Consider the following 14,445-nt stretch of genomic DNA (forward strand, 5'->3'; position numbering starts at 1 on the left):
CGTCCTCCACATCCGCGTCCCGGTCGCGCGCATCCGATCACTTCCGCATGATCGAGGGCTCCTGCCGGCGCAGCAGTGCCAGCACGGCGCCGCCCAGCACCACCGAGAGGCCCACCAGGATGCCCAGGCACCGCAGCCAGCGGGTGCGGTCGGGGCGGAACAGCGGGTCCGCGGTGATCGCGGTCGGGAAGACCGTGTGCAGATCGACGGTCTGGGCCATGGCGGCCAGACCCCAGCGCGACGGCACCAGCCAGGCGAACTGCTCCAGGCCGGGCACTCCGTGCAGCTTCAGCATGGCGCCGCTGAAGACGATCTGCACCACCGAGAGGAGCACCAGCATCGGCATGGTGGCCTCCTCCTTGCGGACCAGCGCGGAGACCAGCAGGCCGAGCATCATGGCCGAGAAGGAGAGCATCGCGACGGCCAGGATCAGCTCGGCGAGCGGCGGCAGCACGACGCCGCTGTGCACCGTCACCCCGTTGGGCAGCGTCGGGCTGAGGTCCACCCCGGCCAGGCCCACCGTGGTCAGCACGGCCGCCTGGGCCACCGTCACGGTGCCGAGCACCACCACCTTGGAGACCAGGTACGCCGATCTGGAGAGCCCGACCACCCGTTCCCGCTGGTAGATCGGCCGTTCCTTGACGATCTCGCGCACCGCGTTGGCGGAGCCGGTGAGCAGCCCGCCGATGCACAGGGTGAGCACCACGTTGATGGCGTTGTCGGGGGAGATCCGGGCGCCGGCCATCGCCCGGCACATCACGCCGATGATGAACGGCAGGGCGATCATCACGGTGAGGAAGAGCCGGTCGGCGGCCAGCACCGCGGTGTAGCGGCGGACCAGGGTGCCCAGCTGGGAGAACCAGCCCTGCGGCTTCTCCCGTCCGATCGGGCTGCCGCCGACCGCGGCCGGGCGCCCGGCGGGGACGCCCGGCACCGCGCCGGCGGCGACGTACCGCTGGTACTGCGGGGACGCCAGGAACCTGCGCTGCCAGGCGGCGTGGTCCTCGCTCTCGAAGGCCTCGAAGGCCTCGGGCCACTCGGAGTAGCCGAAGAACTCCAGGGCCTCGCCGGGCGGCCCGTAGTAGGCGGTCCGCCCGCCCGGGGCCAGCACCAGCAGCCGGTCGCAGACGGACAGGCTCAGGACGCTGTGGGTGACCACCACGACGGTGCGGCCGTCGTCGGCGAGGCCGCGCAGCATCGTCATCACCGAGCGTTCCATGCCCGGGTCCAGCCCGGAGGTCGGCTCGTCGAGGAAGAGCAGGGAGGGCTTGGTCAGCAGCTCCAGGGCGACGCTGACGCGCTTGCGCTGGCCGCCGGAGAGGCTGGAGATCACCAGGTCGGCCCGGCTGTCCAGGCCGAGTTCGTGGATCACCTCGTCGACCCGGGCCTCGCGCTCCGCCTTGGTGGTGTCCCCGGGGAAACGCAGTTCGGCCGCGTAGGAGAGCGCGCGGCGGACGGTGAGCTGGGTGTGCAGGATGTCGTCCTGCGGCACCAGGCCGATCCGGCGGCGCAGTTCCGCGTAGTCGCGGTACAGGTCGCGGCCGTCGTAGAGGACGGTGCCCTCGTCGGCCGGGCGCAGCCCGGTGAGGGCGTTGAGCAGGGTGGACTTGCCGGCGCCGCTGGGCCCGGCCACCGCGAGCAGGGCCTTCTCGGCGAGCGGGAAGCCGACGCCGTCCAGCAGCACCCGGCGGTCGGGGCCGACCCGGACCACTAGGCCCTGGACGTCCAGCGAGATCTCGCCGGTGTCGGTGTACTCGACCAGCTCGTCGCCGGACAGGCAGAGCGCGAAGTGGCCGATGCCGACGATGTCGGCCGGTCCGACCGGGGCCCGGACCACCGGGCGGCCGTTGAGGTAGGTGCCGTTGTGGCTGGCGAGGTCGACGATCTCGTGCCCGCCGTCGGGGAGGGTGCGCAGCTCGGCGTGGTGGCGCGAGACCACCAGGTCGTCCAGGACGAGGTCGTTGTCGTCGGCCCGGCCGATCCGCACCGTCCGGCCAGGGAGCCGGATGATCGCGCTGGGCTGCCGGAAGACGCCGGAGGCCTGCGGGGCGATCAGCGACGGCCGCTCGCGGCCGGCCGGCGCGGGCAGCCCGGCGAAGGTCGCGGAGGGGCCGTCGGCGGGGTTGCCGAACCGTAGCCGGGTGCCGGGGCCGACGTCCTGGTGGTCGATCCGGCGGCCGTCGGTGAAGGTGCCGTTGGTGCTGCCGACGTCGTCCAGCAGCCAGTGGCCGTCACTGGTGTGCAGGACGGCGTGGTGCCAGGAGACCCGCGGGTCGTCGATGACGATCTCGCTGGTCGGGTCGCGGCCGACGTGGTACGACCGGCCGGGATCGATCAGCTGCGAGTCCCGGTCGGTGACGAGGACCAGAGGCGGCGCGACGGGCGCGCCTGCGCGCTCTCCCATGGTTCGGATTCTAGTCCGGCCGGGGCGGCCCGGCGTTCCCGGCGGGGCTCCGGGGGCGCTACCGCCCTTGACCAGCCCGAGTCAATTGGACTGGACCACTGGATCGGAAGCGGACCGCTGCCCTATCGTTTGCCCCATCGTCCGGAGCGTCTGCCACGCCGTCCGGAGCGTCTGCCCGCCGCCCGGAGCGCTCCGGGCGGCCCCCCGCGAGCCCCTGGATGGACCGATGAGTCTCTGGCCGCAGTTGCGCGATTCCCGGCTGGTCCGGGCCGGCCGGGCCCCGGGGACCCGCCTGCGCTGCGGGCTGATGGACACCATGCTGGCCGACCTCTCGGTCTCGGTGGTCCTCTTCTTCGAACAGACCCTGGACGAGGACCGGCTCGCCGCCGGCCTCGCCCGGGCACTGGCGCAGGTCCCGGTGTTCGCCGGGCGGCTGCGCACCGACGGCGACGAACTGACCGCCGTCTGCGACGACTCCGGTGTACCGATGGACAGTTACGACGTCGACGGCACGCTGGCGGAGGCGATGGGCCGGGTCACCTCGGCCGGCGCCGCGCTGGCCGACCCGGTGGACGCCCCGGCCGCCCGGGCCGGCGGCGTCCCGCTGCTCACCGTCCGGATCACCCGGCCCTCGGCCGGCGGCACGGTGCTGGGCTGCTCCTGGCACCACGCGATCGGTGACCTGCAGAGCTTCATGCTGCTGATGCGGGCCTGGTCCGCCGCGGTCGAGGGTGAGGAGCTGCCCGAGGCCGAACTGGTCGAGGACCAGGACGCGTTGCTCGGCAAGGTGCTGCCCGCCGAGGACTGCGGGCGGCCCGGGTTCCGACTGCCCGACCCGGCCGAGGCCGCCGTGCTGGCCGCTGCGGTGGCGGCCGGGCCGCGCGCCAACCGGACCGTCCAGCTGTACTTCGGCGAGGCCGAACTCGCCCGGATGCGCGAGGAGTTCAGCGCGACAGCAGGGCGAAGACTCTCCTCCGGCGACGTGCTCTGCGCCCATGTCGTCAGTACGGTGCGGGAGTTGGACGAGGACGGCGAGACCCGCTGGCTCACCGTCCCGGTCAACGCACGCCGCCCGCTCGGTCTGCCGCCGACCCTGGTCGGCAACCTGCTGGGGGACGTCCACCTGCCCCACGCGGCGCAGGACGGCCCGGCGGCCCTCGCGGCCGCCCTGCGCGAGGCGCTGGAGGGCTTCGCCGACGGGCACCTCAACCTCCGCTCCAATCTGGCCTTCCTGGAGGCGATCGGGCGGTCCCGGCTGCGCGACTGTGTGCCGCTCGGCTTCGACCCGGAGCACCGCCGGTTCAGCTTCTCCAACTGGAGCCGGTTCGGTGCCTACCGGATCGCCTTCCAGGGCCACCGGCCGGTGTTCTTCAGCCCGGCCGCCAACTACCCGCTGCCGTGGGTCTCCTGGACGGTGGAGGGGTTCCACGGGGCCGGAGCGCTCACCACGGCGGTGCTCCCGGCCCGGTTGGCCGCCCGGCTGCGCAGCGCCGAGGGGCGGGCGGCACTGCACCGCCACCGCGACCCGGCCGACGTGCTGCCCGAGCTGGCCACCACCCTCGCGAAGGTGCTCTGACCCGGTCGGGCCGCCGCATAACGGCGACGCCGACGAGGGGGTGGGCCGTCGGGCCCACCCCCTCGTCGGAGGTCCGGGAGGGCACCAGGGCGGTGCCGTCCGGTGCCGGTCAGGCCGGGAAGGCCTCCTCGATCGCCGTCCAGAGCCGCACCCGGGCGCTGAGCGCGAGCCGGACGGTCTCCGCGCAGGCCGCCCACTTGGCGTCGTCGTCGCCGCAGAGGTCGATCAGCATCTGCATCGCCATCGGGGTGTGCTGCTCGCCGTCCACCTCGATGTGCCGGGCCAGGTAGTCCTTGAACACGGTGAGCGCGCCGTCCGGGTCGTCGATGCTGATGACCTGGGCGAACATGTCGGGGATGAGGTCCTCGCGGCCGAAGGCGAACGCGGCCGCGCGGCAGTGCACCGGCGCGTTCTCGATGATCTCCCAGGTGGTCGCGGTGAAGTCCACGGCGGCCTGCGGCACCCCGGCGGTCTTCAGCGCCTCGGGCACCGGGGTGCCCGCGCGCAGCAGCTCCAGGAAGGCCTCGACCGGTGCCGGGTCGGCGCCGGCCTGCCGCATGCCCTCGACGTACAGCTCGAAGTGGCTGGTGAAGCCCTCGCCGAGCTCGTCGCTCTCCTCCACCAGCACGATGTCGTTGATCAGCCGGCGGCTGGCGGTCGGGCCGTTCGGGACCCACGGCACGTCGACGCAGGTCAGCTCGCGCTGCAGGCTCTTCAGCAGCGACATGAAGTCCCACACGGCGAAGACGTGCCGGTCCAGGAAGGTGCGCACGTGCCCGATGCTGGTCAGTCCGCCGTAGACGGTGTGGCCGACGACCTCGCGGCGCAGCGGGTCGATGGCCTCCTGGAGACCGGTCAGGCCGGGGTGCGAACGGTCCCAGTGGTAACGGCTGGTGGACATGTGGAGCTCCTTCACGGGGGAACGGGATTCTGCCACGAGGGGTGCGCGCCGAACAGGGGGCGCGCACCCTCGGGTTACTTCATGACGGTGCGCAGCGCGTGCCGCAGCTGCTCCCGGCCGGGCTGGAGGGCGCGGTCGAGGGCGGGGGCGAACGGCAGGACGGCGCCGTCGGGGCGGGTGACGCGGCGGGGCGGGGCGATCAGCCGCATCTCCTCGGCGGCGGTGGCCAGCACCTCGGCGCCGATGCCGCAGCTGCGGTTGGAGTCGTCGACGACCACCAGCCGGCCGGTGCGCTCCAACGAGGCGGCCAGCGCCGTCCAGTCGAAGGGGTGCAGCGTACGGGGGTCGAGCACCTCGACCGAGATCTCGTCGGCGAGCTCCTCCGCGACCGCCAGCGCGTCGTGCACCAGGTGGCCGACGGCGACCAGGGTGACGTCGGTGCCGGTGCGGTGGACGCGCGCCGAGCCGAGCGGGATCGGCTCCAGCGCCCAGGTGACGGTCTCGCGCACGGCCAGCGCGGCGGCCGGCGCGAACACCACCACCGGGTCCGGGTCGCGCACGGCCGAGCGGAGCAGGCCGTACGCGTCGGTCGGCGTGGCGGGCACCACCGTCTTCACCCCGGCGTGCGCGAACAGGCTGTAGGGGTGGTCGGAGTGCTGGCCCGCCCAGCCGTCCCGGGAGCCGGATCCGGGGACCACACAGGTCAGCGGGACACTGGCCTGGCCGCCGGTCATCAGGGAGAACTTGTGCGCCTGGTTGACGAGTTGCTCGAAGACGAGGAACAGCAGCGAGGGGATCTGGAACTCGATCACCGGCCGCCGGCCGCTCAGCGCCGCGCCGATCGCCATCGCCGTGAAGGCCTGTTCGGAGAGCGGGGTGTCGACGATCCGCCCGGGCCCGAAGCGGTCGAGCAGCCCGAGGGTCGGACCGGCCAGGCCGGCGCCGATGTCCTCGCCGAACACGCAGACCGCGGGGTCCTCGGCCAACTCGTCGGCCAGTGCCCGGTTCAGCGCCTTGGTGTAGGAGAGTCTGGTCATCCCGTTGCTCCCGCCCGCGGCCGCCGTCCGTCGGCGTACAGATAGTCCAACGCGCCCTCCAGATCGGGCAGTTCGGAGGCGAGCGCGAATTGCTCGGCGGCCGCCAGCTCGGCCGCCACCGAGGCGTCGAGCTCGGCGGCGCGTACCTCGCCGATCGCGGCCGCGGCGCGCGGCAGCGGGTCGCGGGCCCGCCAGTCGGCCACCTCCTCCGGCGTGCGGTAGCGCAGCTTCATCCGGCGTTCCATGGTGTGGTGGCCCTCGAAGCGGTAGGTGCGGCACTCCAGGAAGCCCGGGCCGCCGCCGGACCGGGCCCGGGCGACGGCCTCCTCGGCCGCGGCCCGGACGGCCTCGGTGTCCATCCCGTCGACGGTGACGGCGGGGATGCCGAAGGCGGCCGCCCGGCCGACCGCGCTGCCCGCGACCGCGGTGGCGGCCGGCAGGGTGGTGGCGTAGCCGTTGTTCTCGCAGACGAAGACCACCGGCAGCCGCCACATCGCGGCCAGGTTGAACGACTCCAGCAGGACGCCCTGGTTGAGCGCGCCGTCACCGAAGAAGGAGACCGCCACCCGGTCGTCGCCGGCCTGCCGGGCCGCCCAGGCGGCGCCGACCGCGATCGGCGCACCGGCGCCGACGATGCCGTTGGCGCCCAGGATGCCCAGCGAGAGGTCGGCGGCGTGCATGGAGCCGCCCCGGCCCCGGTTCAACCCATCGACCCGGCCCGCCAGTTCGGCGAGCAGCCGACGGGGGTCGACACCCCGGGCGAGCACGTGGCCGTGCCCGCGGTGGGTGGAGGTGAGCCGGTCGCCCGGGCCCAGCGCGGCGCAGACGCCGACCGCCACGGCCTCCTGGCCGATGTAGGGGTGGATGCCGCCGGTGATCACCCCGGACTTCACCAGGGTGAGCGCCTGCTCCTCGAAGCCGCGGATCAGCCGCAGCATCCGGTACCGCTGCTCGGGGGTGCCCAGCGGCGCGGGCCCGGCGGCAACCGGCCGGGGGACCGGGCCCGCCGGGGCCGCCGTGGTGGCGGTGCCGCCGACCGCCGTCACGGGGTGCCCCGCCAGAGGGTCGGGCAGATGTCCGGGTCGGCGTAGTCCGGCCGGCCGTCGGCGGTGCGGCGGACCACCACGTCGTGGTTGTAGACCACCGTGCCGCCGTCCGGCCTGAGGTGGTGGCGGTACTCGTTCCCGCCGTCCTGGAGGTGCAGCGAGACGGCGCGGCGCGGTGCGTCGGACAGGTTGGCACCGCTGCCGTGGTAGGTGCGGCAGTGGTGGAAGCTGACGTGCCCGCGCGGGATCTCGATCGGGACCTTGCGCACCTGCTGCCCGTTGTGGTGCGCGTTGGCGGCCAGGATCGACTCCAGTTCGGAGCGGTCGCGGTGGGCGAAGTGCCGGGTGGAGTCCTCGCCGGAGTCCAGCTCGCGCCAGCGGTGGCTGCCGTCGATCATGGTGATCGTGCCGTTCTCCACCCCGCAGTCGTGGAACGGCAGGAAGGCCGTGAGCATCCGGTCGGAACTGGACGTCTGCCAGTAGTGCTTGTCGAAGTGCCAGGGCACCTGGTTGGTCGGCTCCTCGGGCACCGGCGGCTTGTAGATCAGCGTCGCCTGGAAGACCCGGATCTCCTCGGCCTCGGCCAGCAGCGCGGCGACGGCGCCCAGCAGCGGCTTGCGCAGGATCGCGCCGATGGCGTCGCTCTCGTAGTGCACGTAGTCGTTGTGCCGCTGGACCGGGCCGTGCTCCGGCGTCCAGGCGGCGAGGTTCGGCGGGCGGACGGCGAGTTCACGGTCGCGGTGACCCTCGTAGTACTTCTCGGTGGCGGCCTGCAGGGTGTCCAGCTCCTCGTCGCTGAACAGTCGGCGGGAGAGGTACCAGCCGTGTTCGAGGTAGCCCGCCACCTCCTCGGGGGTGGGCAGCAGTGCGCGCTCGGCCTCGGTGAGCCGGAACTCGGGTGCGGTGGTCATGCGGGGGCCTCCTTCTGCGGGGCGGGGGTTGCTCAGACGGAGGCGGTGGCGTTCGTCCGCTCGACGGCCTCGTACAGGGCCTTGATGTTCGCGGTGCCGAAGGTGCCCGCACCCTGGCGCTCGATCAGTTCCAGGAAGTAGGTCCGGCGCGGGTGGGTCGAGCGCAGGAAGATCTGGAAGAGCTGCCCGCCGTGGTCCTGGTCGACCAGCACGTCGAGTTCGCGCAGCGTGTCGACCGGGATGGCCGTCCCGCCGAGCCGCTCGGCCAGCGCGTCGTAGTAGGCGCCCGGGGTGGTGAGGAACTCCACCCCGCGTTCGCGGATGGTGCGCACGGCGGTGGCGATGTCGCCGGTGCGGAAGGCCAGGTGCTGGACGCCCGCGCCCTCGTTGTCGGCCAGGAAGGTGTCGATCTGGCCGGGCCGGCGGGAGGTGTCGGGCTCGATCAGGGTGAAGGTGACCTCGCCGGACGCGCTCTGCACCACGCTGGAGTCCATCGCCTGCTCGCCGACCTCGATGTACTCGCCGAAGATCCGGTGGAGGCCGAGCGCGGCCTCGCAGAACCGCACGGCGGGGGCGAGTTCGCCGGCCGGGACGCAGATCGCGGCGTGGTCCAGGGCGTCCAGCAGGGCGCCGGGGGCGGCCTCCGCCGCCGGGCCGGAGGCCGCCCCGGCGGCGGTGTCGGGGACGAACCGCAGGGCGACGTCGCCGAAGCCCGCCACCAGGCCGCCGGTCCGGTCCAGGACGCGGGCGCCGTGCCGCTCGGCGCGCTCCAGCGAGGCCTGCGGGTCGGTGCAGCCGAGCGCGATCACCCCGACGCCGTCGCCGTGCACGGCGACGAACCGGGCGACCGGGTGGGCGGGGTCGGCGGCGGAGACGAGGTGCAGCCGGATGTCGCCCTGGCGCAGCCGGACGGTGCGTACGCCGTCCGGCCCGGCGGCGGGCTCCCCGGGCGCCTGCTCCGCCGACGTCCGGGCGTCGGGCGTGCGGGCGTCGGGCGTCCGGGTGTCGGGCGTGCGTTCATCGGGCACGAAGCCGAAGTCGGCACGGAGGCCGGCTGCGGTCTTGTCGGCGTCCGCGCAGTGGAACTCGACATGGGTGATGGACTGGATGGACAACGGGTGCTCCCCGGGGGTGGCGAATGATGGGTGGCCGGGGCGCCGCGCCGGGCCGGGTCGGCTCCGGCGGGTGCCCCGGGGCAGGCCGGGGTGCGACCCCGGTGCCCGGTCGGTTACTTGACGGACCGGGTGGACGCCGGGCCGAAGACCAGGCTGAGGTTGTGCCCGCCGAAGGCGAAGGCGTTGCTCAGCGCGGCGCCCGGCGGTACGGACCGGGCCGCGCCGCGCACGTGGTCGAGCGCGCAGGCCGGATCGGGATCGGTCAGGTTGAGCGTCGGTGGCAGCGTCCCCCGGGCGACCGCGAGCGCGGTCACCACTGCCTCCAACGCCCCTGCGGCGCCCAGGAGATGGCCGGTCGCGCCCTTGGTGGAGCTGACCGCCGGACCGTGCTCGCCGAAGACCGCGCGCAGGGCGGCGGTCTCGGCGACATCGCCCAGTTTGGTGCCGGTGCCGTGCGCGTTGACGTAGCCGATGTCGGACGGCGCCAGACCCGCGTTGGCGATCGCGGCGCGCATCGCGTCGGCCGCGCCCGAGCCGTCCGGTCGCGGCATGGTCGGGTGGTGGGCGTCCGTCGAGGCGCCCCAGCCGGTGAGGTCGGCGTACCCGGCCGCGCCGCGGGCGTCCGCGTGCTCGGCCCGCTCCAGGACGAGGACGGCGCTGCCCTCGCCGAGGACGAAGCCGTTGCGGCGGGCGTCGAACGGCCGGCTGGCCTCGGTCGGATCGTCCCAGCCGGCCGACAGTGCACGGGCGTTGGTGAAGGCGGCGGCGATCGTCGGGTGCAGCGAGGACTCGCTGCCGCCGCAGACCACCACGTCGGCGTCGCCGGCCCGGATCAGCCGCAGCCCCTCGGCGACGGCCTGGGCGCCGGCCGCGCAAGCCGTCACGATGGCCGAACTGAAGCCCCGGATCCCGTGTTTGATGGCGATCCGGGCGGTGGCCATGTTGGAGAGCATGCCGGGCAGCAGGTACGGGCTGACGCCGGGCCGGCCGCGCTCCAGTCGGCGGTGCGACTGCTGCTCGAAGGTCTCCAGCCCGCCGCCGCCGGTGGCCAGCACCACGGCGGTGCGGTGCGGGTCGGCGTCCCGGCCGACCACCAGGCCGGCGTCGGCGAGCGCGTCGTCGGCGGCGGCGAGGGCGAGCAGCACGAACCGGTCCACGCACCTGGTCTCGGTGGGCGGCAGCACCTCGCGGCCCTCGACGGCGGGTGCCAGGCCGGCGGCGGTGAGCCAGCCGTGCGCGGCGTGGCCCTCGGGCAGCGCGCGGATGCCGGAGCGGCCGGCGGTGAGCGCCTCGAAGACCTCGGCCGGCTTCCGGCCGACCGGTGTGACCAGGCCGATCCCGGTGACCACGGCGCCCGGGCGGGCGGTGGCCGCGCTCATCGGGCGGCCACCGAGTCGAGGTAGCGGCGGCGCAGCAGCACCTTGCGGACCTTGCCGGTCGGCCCCAGCGGGATGTCGTCGCCCGCCACCACCAGGACCTGGCGGACGGTGGCCGCCGCGGCCTCGTCGAGGGCCGCGGTGACCGCCTTGGTGCGGTCGGCCGTCGGATCCGCGTCCGCGGTCAGGATCAGCAGGACGTCGGTGACCACCTGGTCGCCGTCCCGGACGGCGACCACCGTGCAGTCCGCCACGTCGGGGCAGGCGGCCAGTACCCGCTCCTCCGACATCGCGGTGAACAGCCGCTTGCCGTCGCCTAGTTCCACCGAGTCCACGGCGCGGTCGACGTGGTAGTAGTAGCCCTCCTCGTCCCGGTACATGAGGTCCCCGGTGAGGAAGCGGCCGCGGATCCGGGTGCGGAAGGTCTTGACCGAGTCGTTCCAGTAGCCGAGTGCCAGGGTGGGGGAGGCGGTGGCGAGTTCGCCGACCTCGCCCGTCCCGAGCGGCTCGCCGTCCGGGCCGACCAGCTCGCAGTCGACGAAGGCGTGCGGGCGGCCGACGCAGCGGCCGTAGCGTTCGGTGCCGGGTCCGTGGGTGATGAAGAAGTGCGAGTGGCCCATCTCGGTGGAGCCGAGGCCGTCCACGAACAGCGAGCCGGGCAGCCGGACCCGGCCCTCGCGGGTGACGGCTTCGCGGCTGCCGGCGGCGATCAGCCGGCGGATGTGCACCTCGTGCGCGCAGTCGCCGGTGTTCCACCAGAGCGCGACCGACGACAACTCGCGCTTCGCCAGGTCGTGGTGGGCCAGCTCGGCCCAGGTGGCGGCGAAGCCGATGACACCGGTGGGCCGGCGCTCCTCGATGGCGTCCAGCACACCGGCGCCGGCCTGCCGGGAGAGCAGGTCGAGCCGGGTGTGCGAGCTGAGCGCGAGGTTCACCGCGATCAGGGTGGCGGCGTGCGGCGCGGGCAGTGCGCTGAGCATCCGCTCCTGGCCCTGCGGGCGGGGCAGGCGCAGGCGGTGGCGGATCGCCGCGTACAGGCTCGCGTGGGAGTGGACGACGGCCTTGGGCATCCCGGTGGTGCCGGAGGAGTGGGTGATCGCCACCGGGTCGTCGGACCAGTGCCGGTAGGGGGCGGGGGCGGCGTCCGGGTCCCCCGAGCCGAGCGTGCCGACCTCCGGGAGCAGCGGGGCGCCCGGGTCGTGGCCGGCCAGCGCGGCGAGGTGCGGGGCGTCGGCGAGGATGCCGACGGCGCCGATCCGGGCGATGTAGCGGGCGGCGCGCTCCCCGTCCACGTTCGGGTTCAGCAGCGCCGGGATGGCGCCGAGCCGGGCCAGTGCGAGGAAGGAGAGCACATGGTCGGCGACGTCCGTCGCGTAGACCACCACCGGGTCGCGGCGGCTGACGCCGAGGCCGTGCAGGGCCGCGGCCCGGGCCCGGACGGCGCGGTCGAGTTCGCGCAGCGTGAAGGGCTGCCAGGCGGCATGGCCGTCCACCGGGGTGTCGAAGGCGAGCAGCGGTTCGTCCAGTCCGAGGCCCAGGGCCATCCGGTGGGTGAGGACGTTGCCGGCGCCGACGTCGGGGTCGTCCGCGAGAAGGGTGCGGATACTGCGGATGCTCACGGTGGTGAATCCCTCCCATGGTGCTGGGCGTACTTCGGCGGGGCGCGTCGGGTGCGCCGCTCGCTCGATGGCGGTGCGGGCGATACGGGGTGGCGGGGTACGGAGGCGGCGTGGTGTGCGGTGGCGGGGCGGCGCGGGTCAGCCGGCCGTGACCAGGACGGCGGCGGCCCGGTCCGTTCCCCCGGCGGACTCCGCCTGCTCGGCGGCGACGACGAGCACCTGGTCCGCGTCGCCGTCCGCGAGGAGCAGCGCCGCCAGGTCGAGCGCGTCCTGCGGCACCAGGCCGGGTACGGAGTCGGCCGGGCTGATCGACACCACCGGCCCGGTCAGGCCCCAGCGGGCGGCGATGTGTCCGAGCACGGCGTTCGGGTTGGACTGGAAGAACAGCAGGGGCGGCACCCGCCCCCCGGAGGCGGCGGCGTCGTCGATGGCGCGGGCGGTGGCGCGGTCGCCGCCCGCGCTGGCCAGCAGCAGGGCGGTCCGGCCGGGGGCCGGGGCGCTGCCGTGCCGGGCGCGCAGGCAGCGCTCGGCGGTCTCGGCGACCAGCGGATTGAAGGAGGAGGCGGTGAAGCCGGGGATCGGCGGGAGCGGCTCGTGGTGGCCCGGCTCCGGCCAGCGGGCTTCGGCGAGGACGCGCAGTGCGGTCACCGGGTCGCCACCAGGAGTGCGGTGTTGGCGCCGCCGAAGGCGGAGTTGAGCGTCAGCGCGTAGCGTGGCCGGTCGGCGCGCGGGCCGTCCAGCACGAGGTCCAGCCCGACGTCCGGGTCCGGGCCGAGCCAGCCGGCGTTCACCGGGAGCCGCCCGTCGCGCAACGCCCCGATGGTGACGGCGAGTTCGAGCAGGGCGGAGGCCTCCAGGGCGTGCCCGTGGACGGCTTTGCTGGAGCTCACCGGGAGCCGCCCGGCGTGCGCGCCGAACACCTGGTGCAGGGCATTGGCCTCGGCCCGGTCGGACAGCGGCGAACCGGTGCCGTTGGCGTTGACGTAGCCGACCTCGTCCGGGGCGAGGCCCGCCCGGGCGAGCGCGGCCCCGACGGCGCGGGCGACGCCGTCGCCGCTCGGCTCCGGGCGGCAGACGTGGTGGGCGTCCCCGGACCGGCCCCAGCCGGCCAGCCGGGCGAGCACGGGTGCGCCGCGCAGCTCGGCCCGCGGCTCCGCCTCGACGACCACGGCGGCGGCCGCGTCGCCGAGCAGGGTGCCGGTCCGGCCGGCGCTGAACGGGCGCAGCTCGCCGTCCCGGGCCAGCGCCCGGCCGGCGTCGAAGGCGGCGAAGACGCCCGGCTCCACCAGGTGGCCGGCGGCGACCAGCACCCGGGGGTGGCGGCCGGCGGCCACCAGGGCGGCGGCGTCGGCCACGGCGGTGCCGGCGGCGACGCAGGCACCGGTGTAGACGCGGGTGACGCCGGCGGTCCCCCAGGCGGCGGTGGCCCCGGCGGCGACGGCGGTGGTGACGGCCCGGGTGTGGAGGTCACTGTGCAGGGCGAGCAGGACGGGCATGCCCTCCCGGTCCGCCGCGGCCCGGCCGTCGCCGTCGGGGCCGTCACCGCCGCGCCCGGCGGGCAGGCCGGCCTGGCGGCAGGCCTGGTCCACGGCGGCGAGGACGGCGTCGGCCAGCGGCACCGGCTCGGCCAGCAGCGCGGCCCGGGTGGTCCGGCGCGCGGAGACGTCGAACCTGGTCACCGTGGTGAACGCGGTCTTGCCGAGGGCGGCCGCGTCGGTGAGCGCGTCCAGCCCGGTGCCGGCCGCGCTGAGCACGCCGACACCGGTGACCACGGGCCGGACGGCGGGCGGAGCGTGGCCGGTCATGACTGCGCGACCCCTGCGGTCCGTTCCGGCGGGGCGCCGGCGGCCGCCGCGAGGACGGCGGAGCGGAGCACCTCGACGGCGTCGTCCACCGTCCGGATCGCCTCGAAGCGTTCGTCGTCGAGATCCGGCTCGATGCCGTAGCGCTGCTCGAACTCGGCTATCAGCCACGTGAGTTCCAGGGAGCCGAGTTCCTCGGGGACGGTGTCGGCGGCGCGCTGCCCGAACGCCGCCAGGATCGTCAGTACCTCGGCCCGGTCGGGGAGGACGGGCTCGGTCACGCGGGGCTGCCGGAGGTGGCGGTGACGGCGGCGAAGCGCTTGGCGACGTCGGCGGTGAACTCGTCGAGCGTCATCAGCGCGGTGCTCTCCATCTCGTCGAAGTCGAACTTGATCCCGAACTCGTCCTCGACCTGGACCGAGAGGTCGGCCAGCGCGAGCGACTCCAGGTCGAGCCCGGCCGGGCCGAGGTCGGTGTCGCCGGTGACCTCGGAGACGTCGTACTGCATCTCGGTCAGGGCGGCGAGGACGAACTCGCGGATGCGGTCCTGCATGGTGTGCTCCTGTACTCGCGCGCAGCGGCGCGCGGATCGTCGGGGGAGAAGCAAGCGGCGGGGAGAAGCGGTGGGGAGTCGGGGACGCGGCGGTCCGGGTGCGGC

General features: G+C 74.8%; 13 protein-coding genes. 1 reads left to right on the plus strand and 12 read right to left on the minus strand.

Annotated elements, in window-relative coordinates; all coding sequences use genetic code 11:
* Positions 1-37: 37 nt before the first annotated feature.
* Complete coding sequence (locus tag OG618_RS33055) at positions 38-2,404, minus strand: ABC transporter ATP-binding protein/permease (RefSeq protein WP_329491287.1); 2,367 nt, start codon at positions 2,402-2,404, stop codon at positions 38-40.
* A gap of 226 nt (positions 2,405-2,630) precedes the next feature.
* On the opposite strand from OG618_RS33055, the gene OG618_RS33060 reads away from it, so the two are divergent.
* The gene (locus OG618_RS33060) at positions 2,631-3,980 is read left to right on the plus strand and encodes an acyltransferase (RefSeq protein ID WP_329491288.1); all 1,350 of its coding nucleotides are present in this window, start codon (positions 2,631-2,633) and stop codon (positions 3,978-3,980) included.
* Between the two features lie 109 nt (positions 3,981-4,089).
* On the opposite strand, the gene OG618_RS33065 is transcribed toward OG618_RS33060, so the two are convergent.
* The 11 genes from OG618_RS33065 to OG618_RS33115 form a co-directional block, all read right to left on the minus strand.
* Complete coding sequence (locus OG618_RS33065; RefSeq protein WP_329491289.1) at positions 4,090-4,881, minus strand: DUF3050 domain-containing protein; 792 nt, start codon at positions 4,879-4,881, stop codon at positions 4,090-4,092.
* A gap of 74 nt (positions 4,882-4,955) precedes the next feature.
* Positions 4,956-5,918, minus strand: coding sequence for an alpha-ketoacid dehydrogenase subunit beta (locus OG618_RS33070; RefSeq protein ID WP_329491290.1), 963 nt, complete (start codon positions 5,916-5,918; stop codon positions 4,956-4,958).
* Complete coding sequence (locus tag OG618_RS33075) at positions 5,915-6,964, minus strand: thiamine pyrophosphate-dependent dehydrogenase E1 component subunit alpha (RefSeq protein ID WP_329491291.1); 1,050 nt, start codon at positions 6,962-6,964, stop codon at positions 5,915-5,917. The genes OG618_RS33070 and OG618_RS33075 overlap by 4 nt, the downstream gene beginning before the upstream one ends.
* Positions 6,961-7,875, minus strand: coding sequence for a phytanoyl-CoA dioxygenase family protein (locus OG618_RS33080; protein WP_329491292.1), 915 nt, complete (start codon positions 7,873-7,875; stop codon positions 6,961-6,963). The genes OG618_RS33075 and OG618_RS33080 overlap by 4 nt, the downstream gene beginning before the upstream one ends.
* A 32-nt stretch (positions 7,876-7,907) precedes the next feature.
* Positions 7,908-8,990: a 4-hydroxyphenylpyruvate dioxygenase gene (hppD, locus tag OG618_RS33085; protein ID WP_329491293.1), complete on the minus strand. Its 1,083-nt coding sequence runs from the start codon at positions 8,988-8,990 to the stop codon at positions 7,908-7,910.
* Positions 8,991-9,103: 113 nt separating this feature from the next.
* Positions 9,104-10,369: a beta-ketoacyl-[acyl-carrier-protein] synthase family protein gene (locus OG618_RS33090; RefSeq protein ID WP_329491294.1), complete on the minus strand. Its 1,266-nt coding sequence runs from the start codon at positions 10,367-10,369 to the stop codon at positions 9,104-9,106.
* The gene (locus tag OG618_RS33095) at positions 10,366-11,985 is read right to left on the minus strand and encodes a class I adenylate-forming enzyme family protein (protein ID WP_329491295.1); all 1,620 of its coding nucleotides are present in this window, start codon (positions 11,983-11,985) and stop codon (positions 10,366-10,368) included. The genes OG618_RS33090 and OG618_RS33095 overlap by 4 nt, the downstream gene beginning before the upstream one ends.
* A gap of 138 nt (positions 11,986-12,123) precedes the next feature.
* The gene (locus OG618_RS33100; RefSeq protein ID WP_329491296.1) at positions 12,124-12,633 is read right to left on the minus strand and encodes a beta-ketoacyl synthase N-terminal-like domain-containing protein; all 510 of its coding nucleotides are present in this window, start codon (positions 12,631-12,633) and stop codon (positions 12,124-12,126) included.
* Positions 12,630-13,790: a beta-ketoacyl synthase N-terminal-like domain-containing protein gene (locus OG618_RS33105; protein WP_329491297.1), complete on the minus strand. Its 1,161-nt coding sequence runs from the start codon at positions 13,788-13,790 to the stop codon at positions 12,630-12,632. The genes OG618_RS33100 and OG618_RS33105 overlap by 4 nt, the downstream gene beginning before the upstream one ends.
* Complete coding sequence (locus tag OG618_RS33110) at positions 13,787-14,068, minus strand: acyl carrier protein (RefSeq protein WP_329491298.1); 282 nt, start codon at positions 14,066-14,068, stop codon at positions 13,787-13,789. The genes OG618_RS33105 and OG618_RS33110 overlap by 4 nt, the downstream gene beginning before the upstream one ends.
* Positions 14,065-14,340 carry an acyl carrier protein gene (locus tag OG618_RS33115; RefSeq protein ID WP_329491299.1) on the minus strand — a complete coding sequence of 92 codons (276 nt, stop codon included), beginning with the start codon at positions 14,338-14,340 and terminating at the stop codon, positions 14,065-14,067. Before OG618_RS33115 ends, OG618_RS33110 begins: the two co-directional genes overlap by 4 nt.
* Positions 14,341-14,445 lie beyond the last annotated feature (105 nt).

This window comes from Kitasatospora sp. NBC_01246, assembly GCF_036226505.1.
Classification (GTDB): Bacteria; Actinomycetota; Actinomycetes; order Streptomycetales; family Streptomycetaceae; genus Kitasatospora.

Excerpts from the sequence above, each read along its gene's own strand:
- OG618_RS33055 (WP_329491287.1), bottom strand. The coding sequence starts at position 2,404 with ATGGGAGAGCGCGCAGGCGCGCCCGTCGCGCCGCCTCTGGTCCTCGTC.
- OG618_RS33060 (WP_329491288.1), top strand. The coding sequence starts at position 2,631 with ATGAGTCTCTGGCCGCAGTTGCGCGATTCCCGGCTGGTCCGGGCCGGC.
- OG618_RS33065 (WP_329491289.1), bottom strand. The coding sequence starts at position 4,881 with ATGTCCACCAGCCGTTACCACTGGGACCGTTCGCACCCCGGCCTGACC.
- OG618_RS33070 (WP_329491290.1), bottom strand. The coding sequence starts at position 5,918 with ATGACCAGACTCTCCTACACCAAGGCGCTGAACCGGGCACTGGCCGAC.
- OG618_RS33080 (WP_329491292.1), bottom strand. The coding sequence starts at position 7,875 with ATGACCACCGCACCCGAGTTCCGGCTCACCGAGGCCGAGCGCGCACTG.
- OG618_RS33090 (WP_329491294.1), bottom strand. The coding sequence starts at position 10,369 with ATGAGCGCGGCCACCGCCCGCCCGGGCGCCGTGGTCACCGGGATCGGC.
- OG618_RS33105 (WP_329491297.1), bottom strand. The coding sequence starts at position 13,790 with ATGACCGGCCACGCTCCGCCCGCCGTCCGGCCCGTGGTCACCGGTGTC.
- OG618_RS33115 (WP_329491299.1), bottom strand. The coding sequence starts at position 14,340 with ATGCAGGACCGCATCCGCGAGTTCGTCCTCGCCGCCCTGACCGAGATG.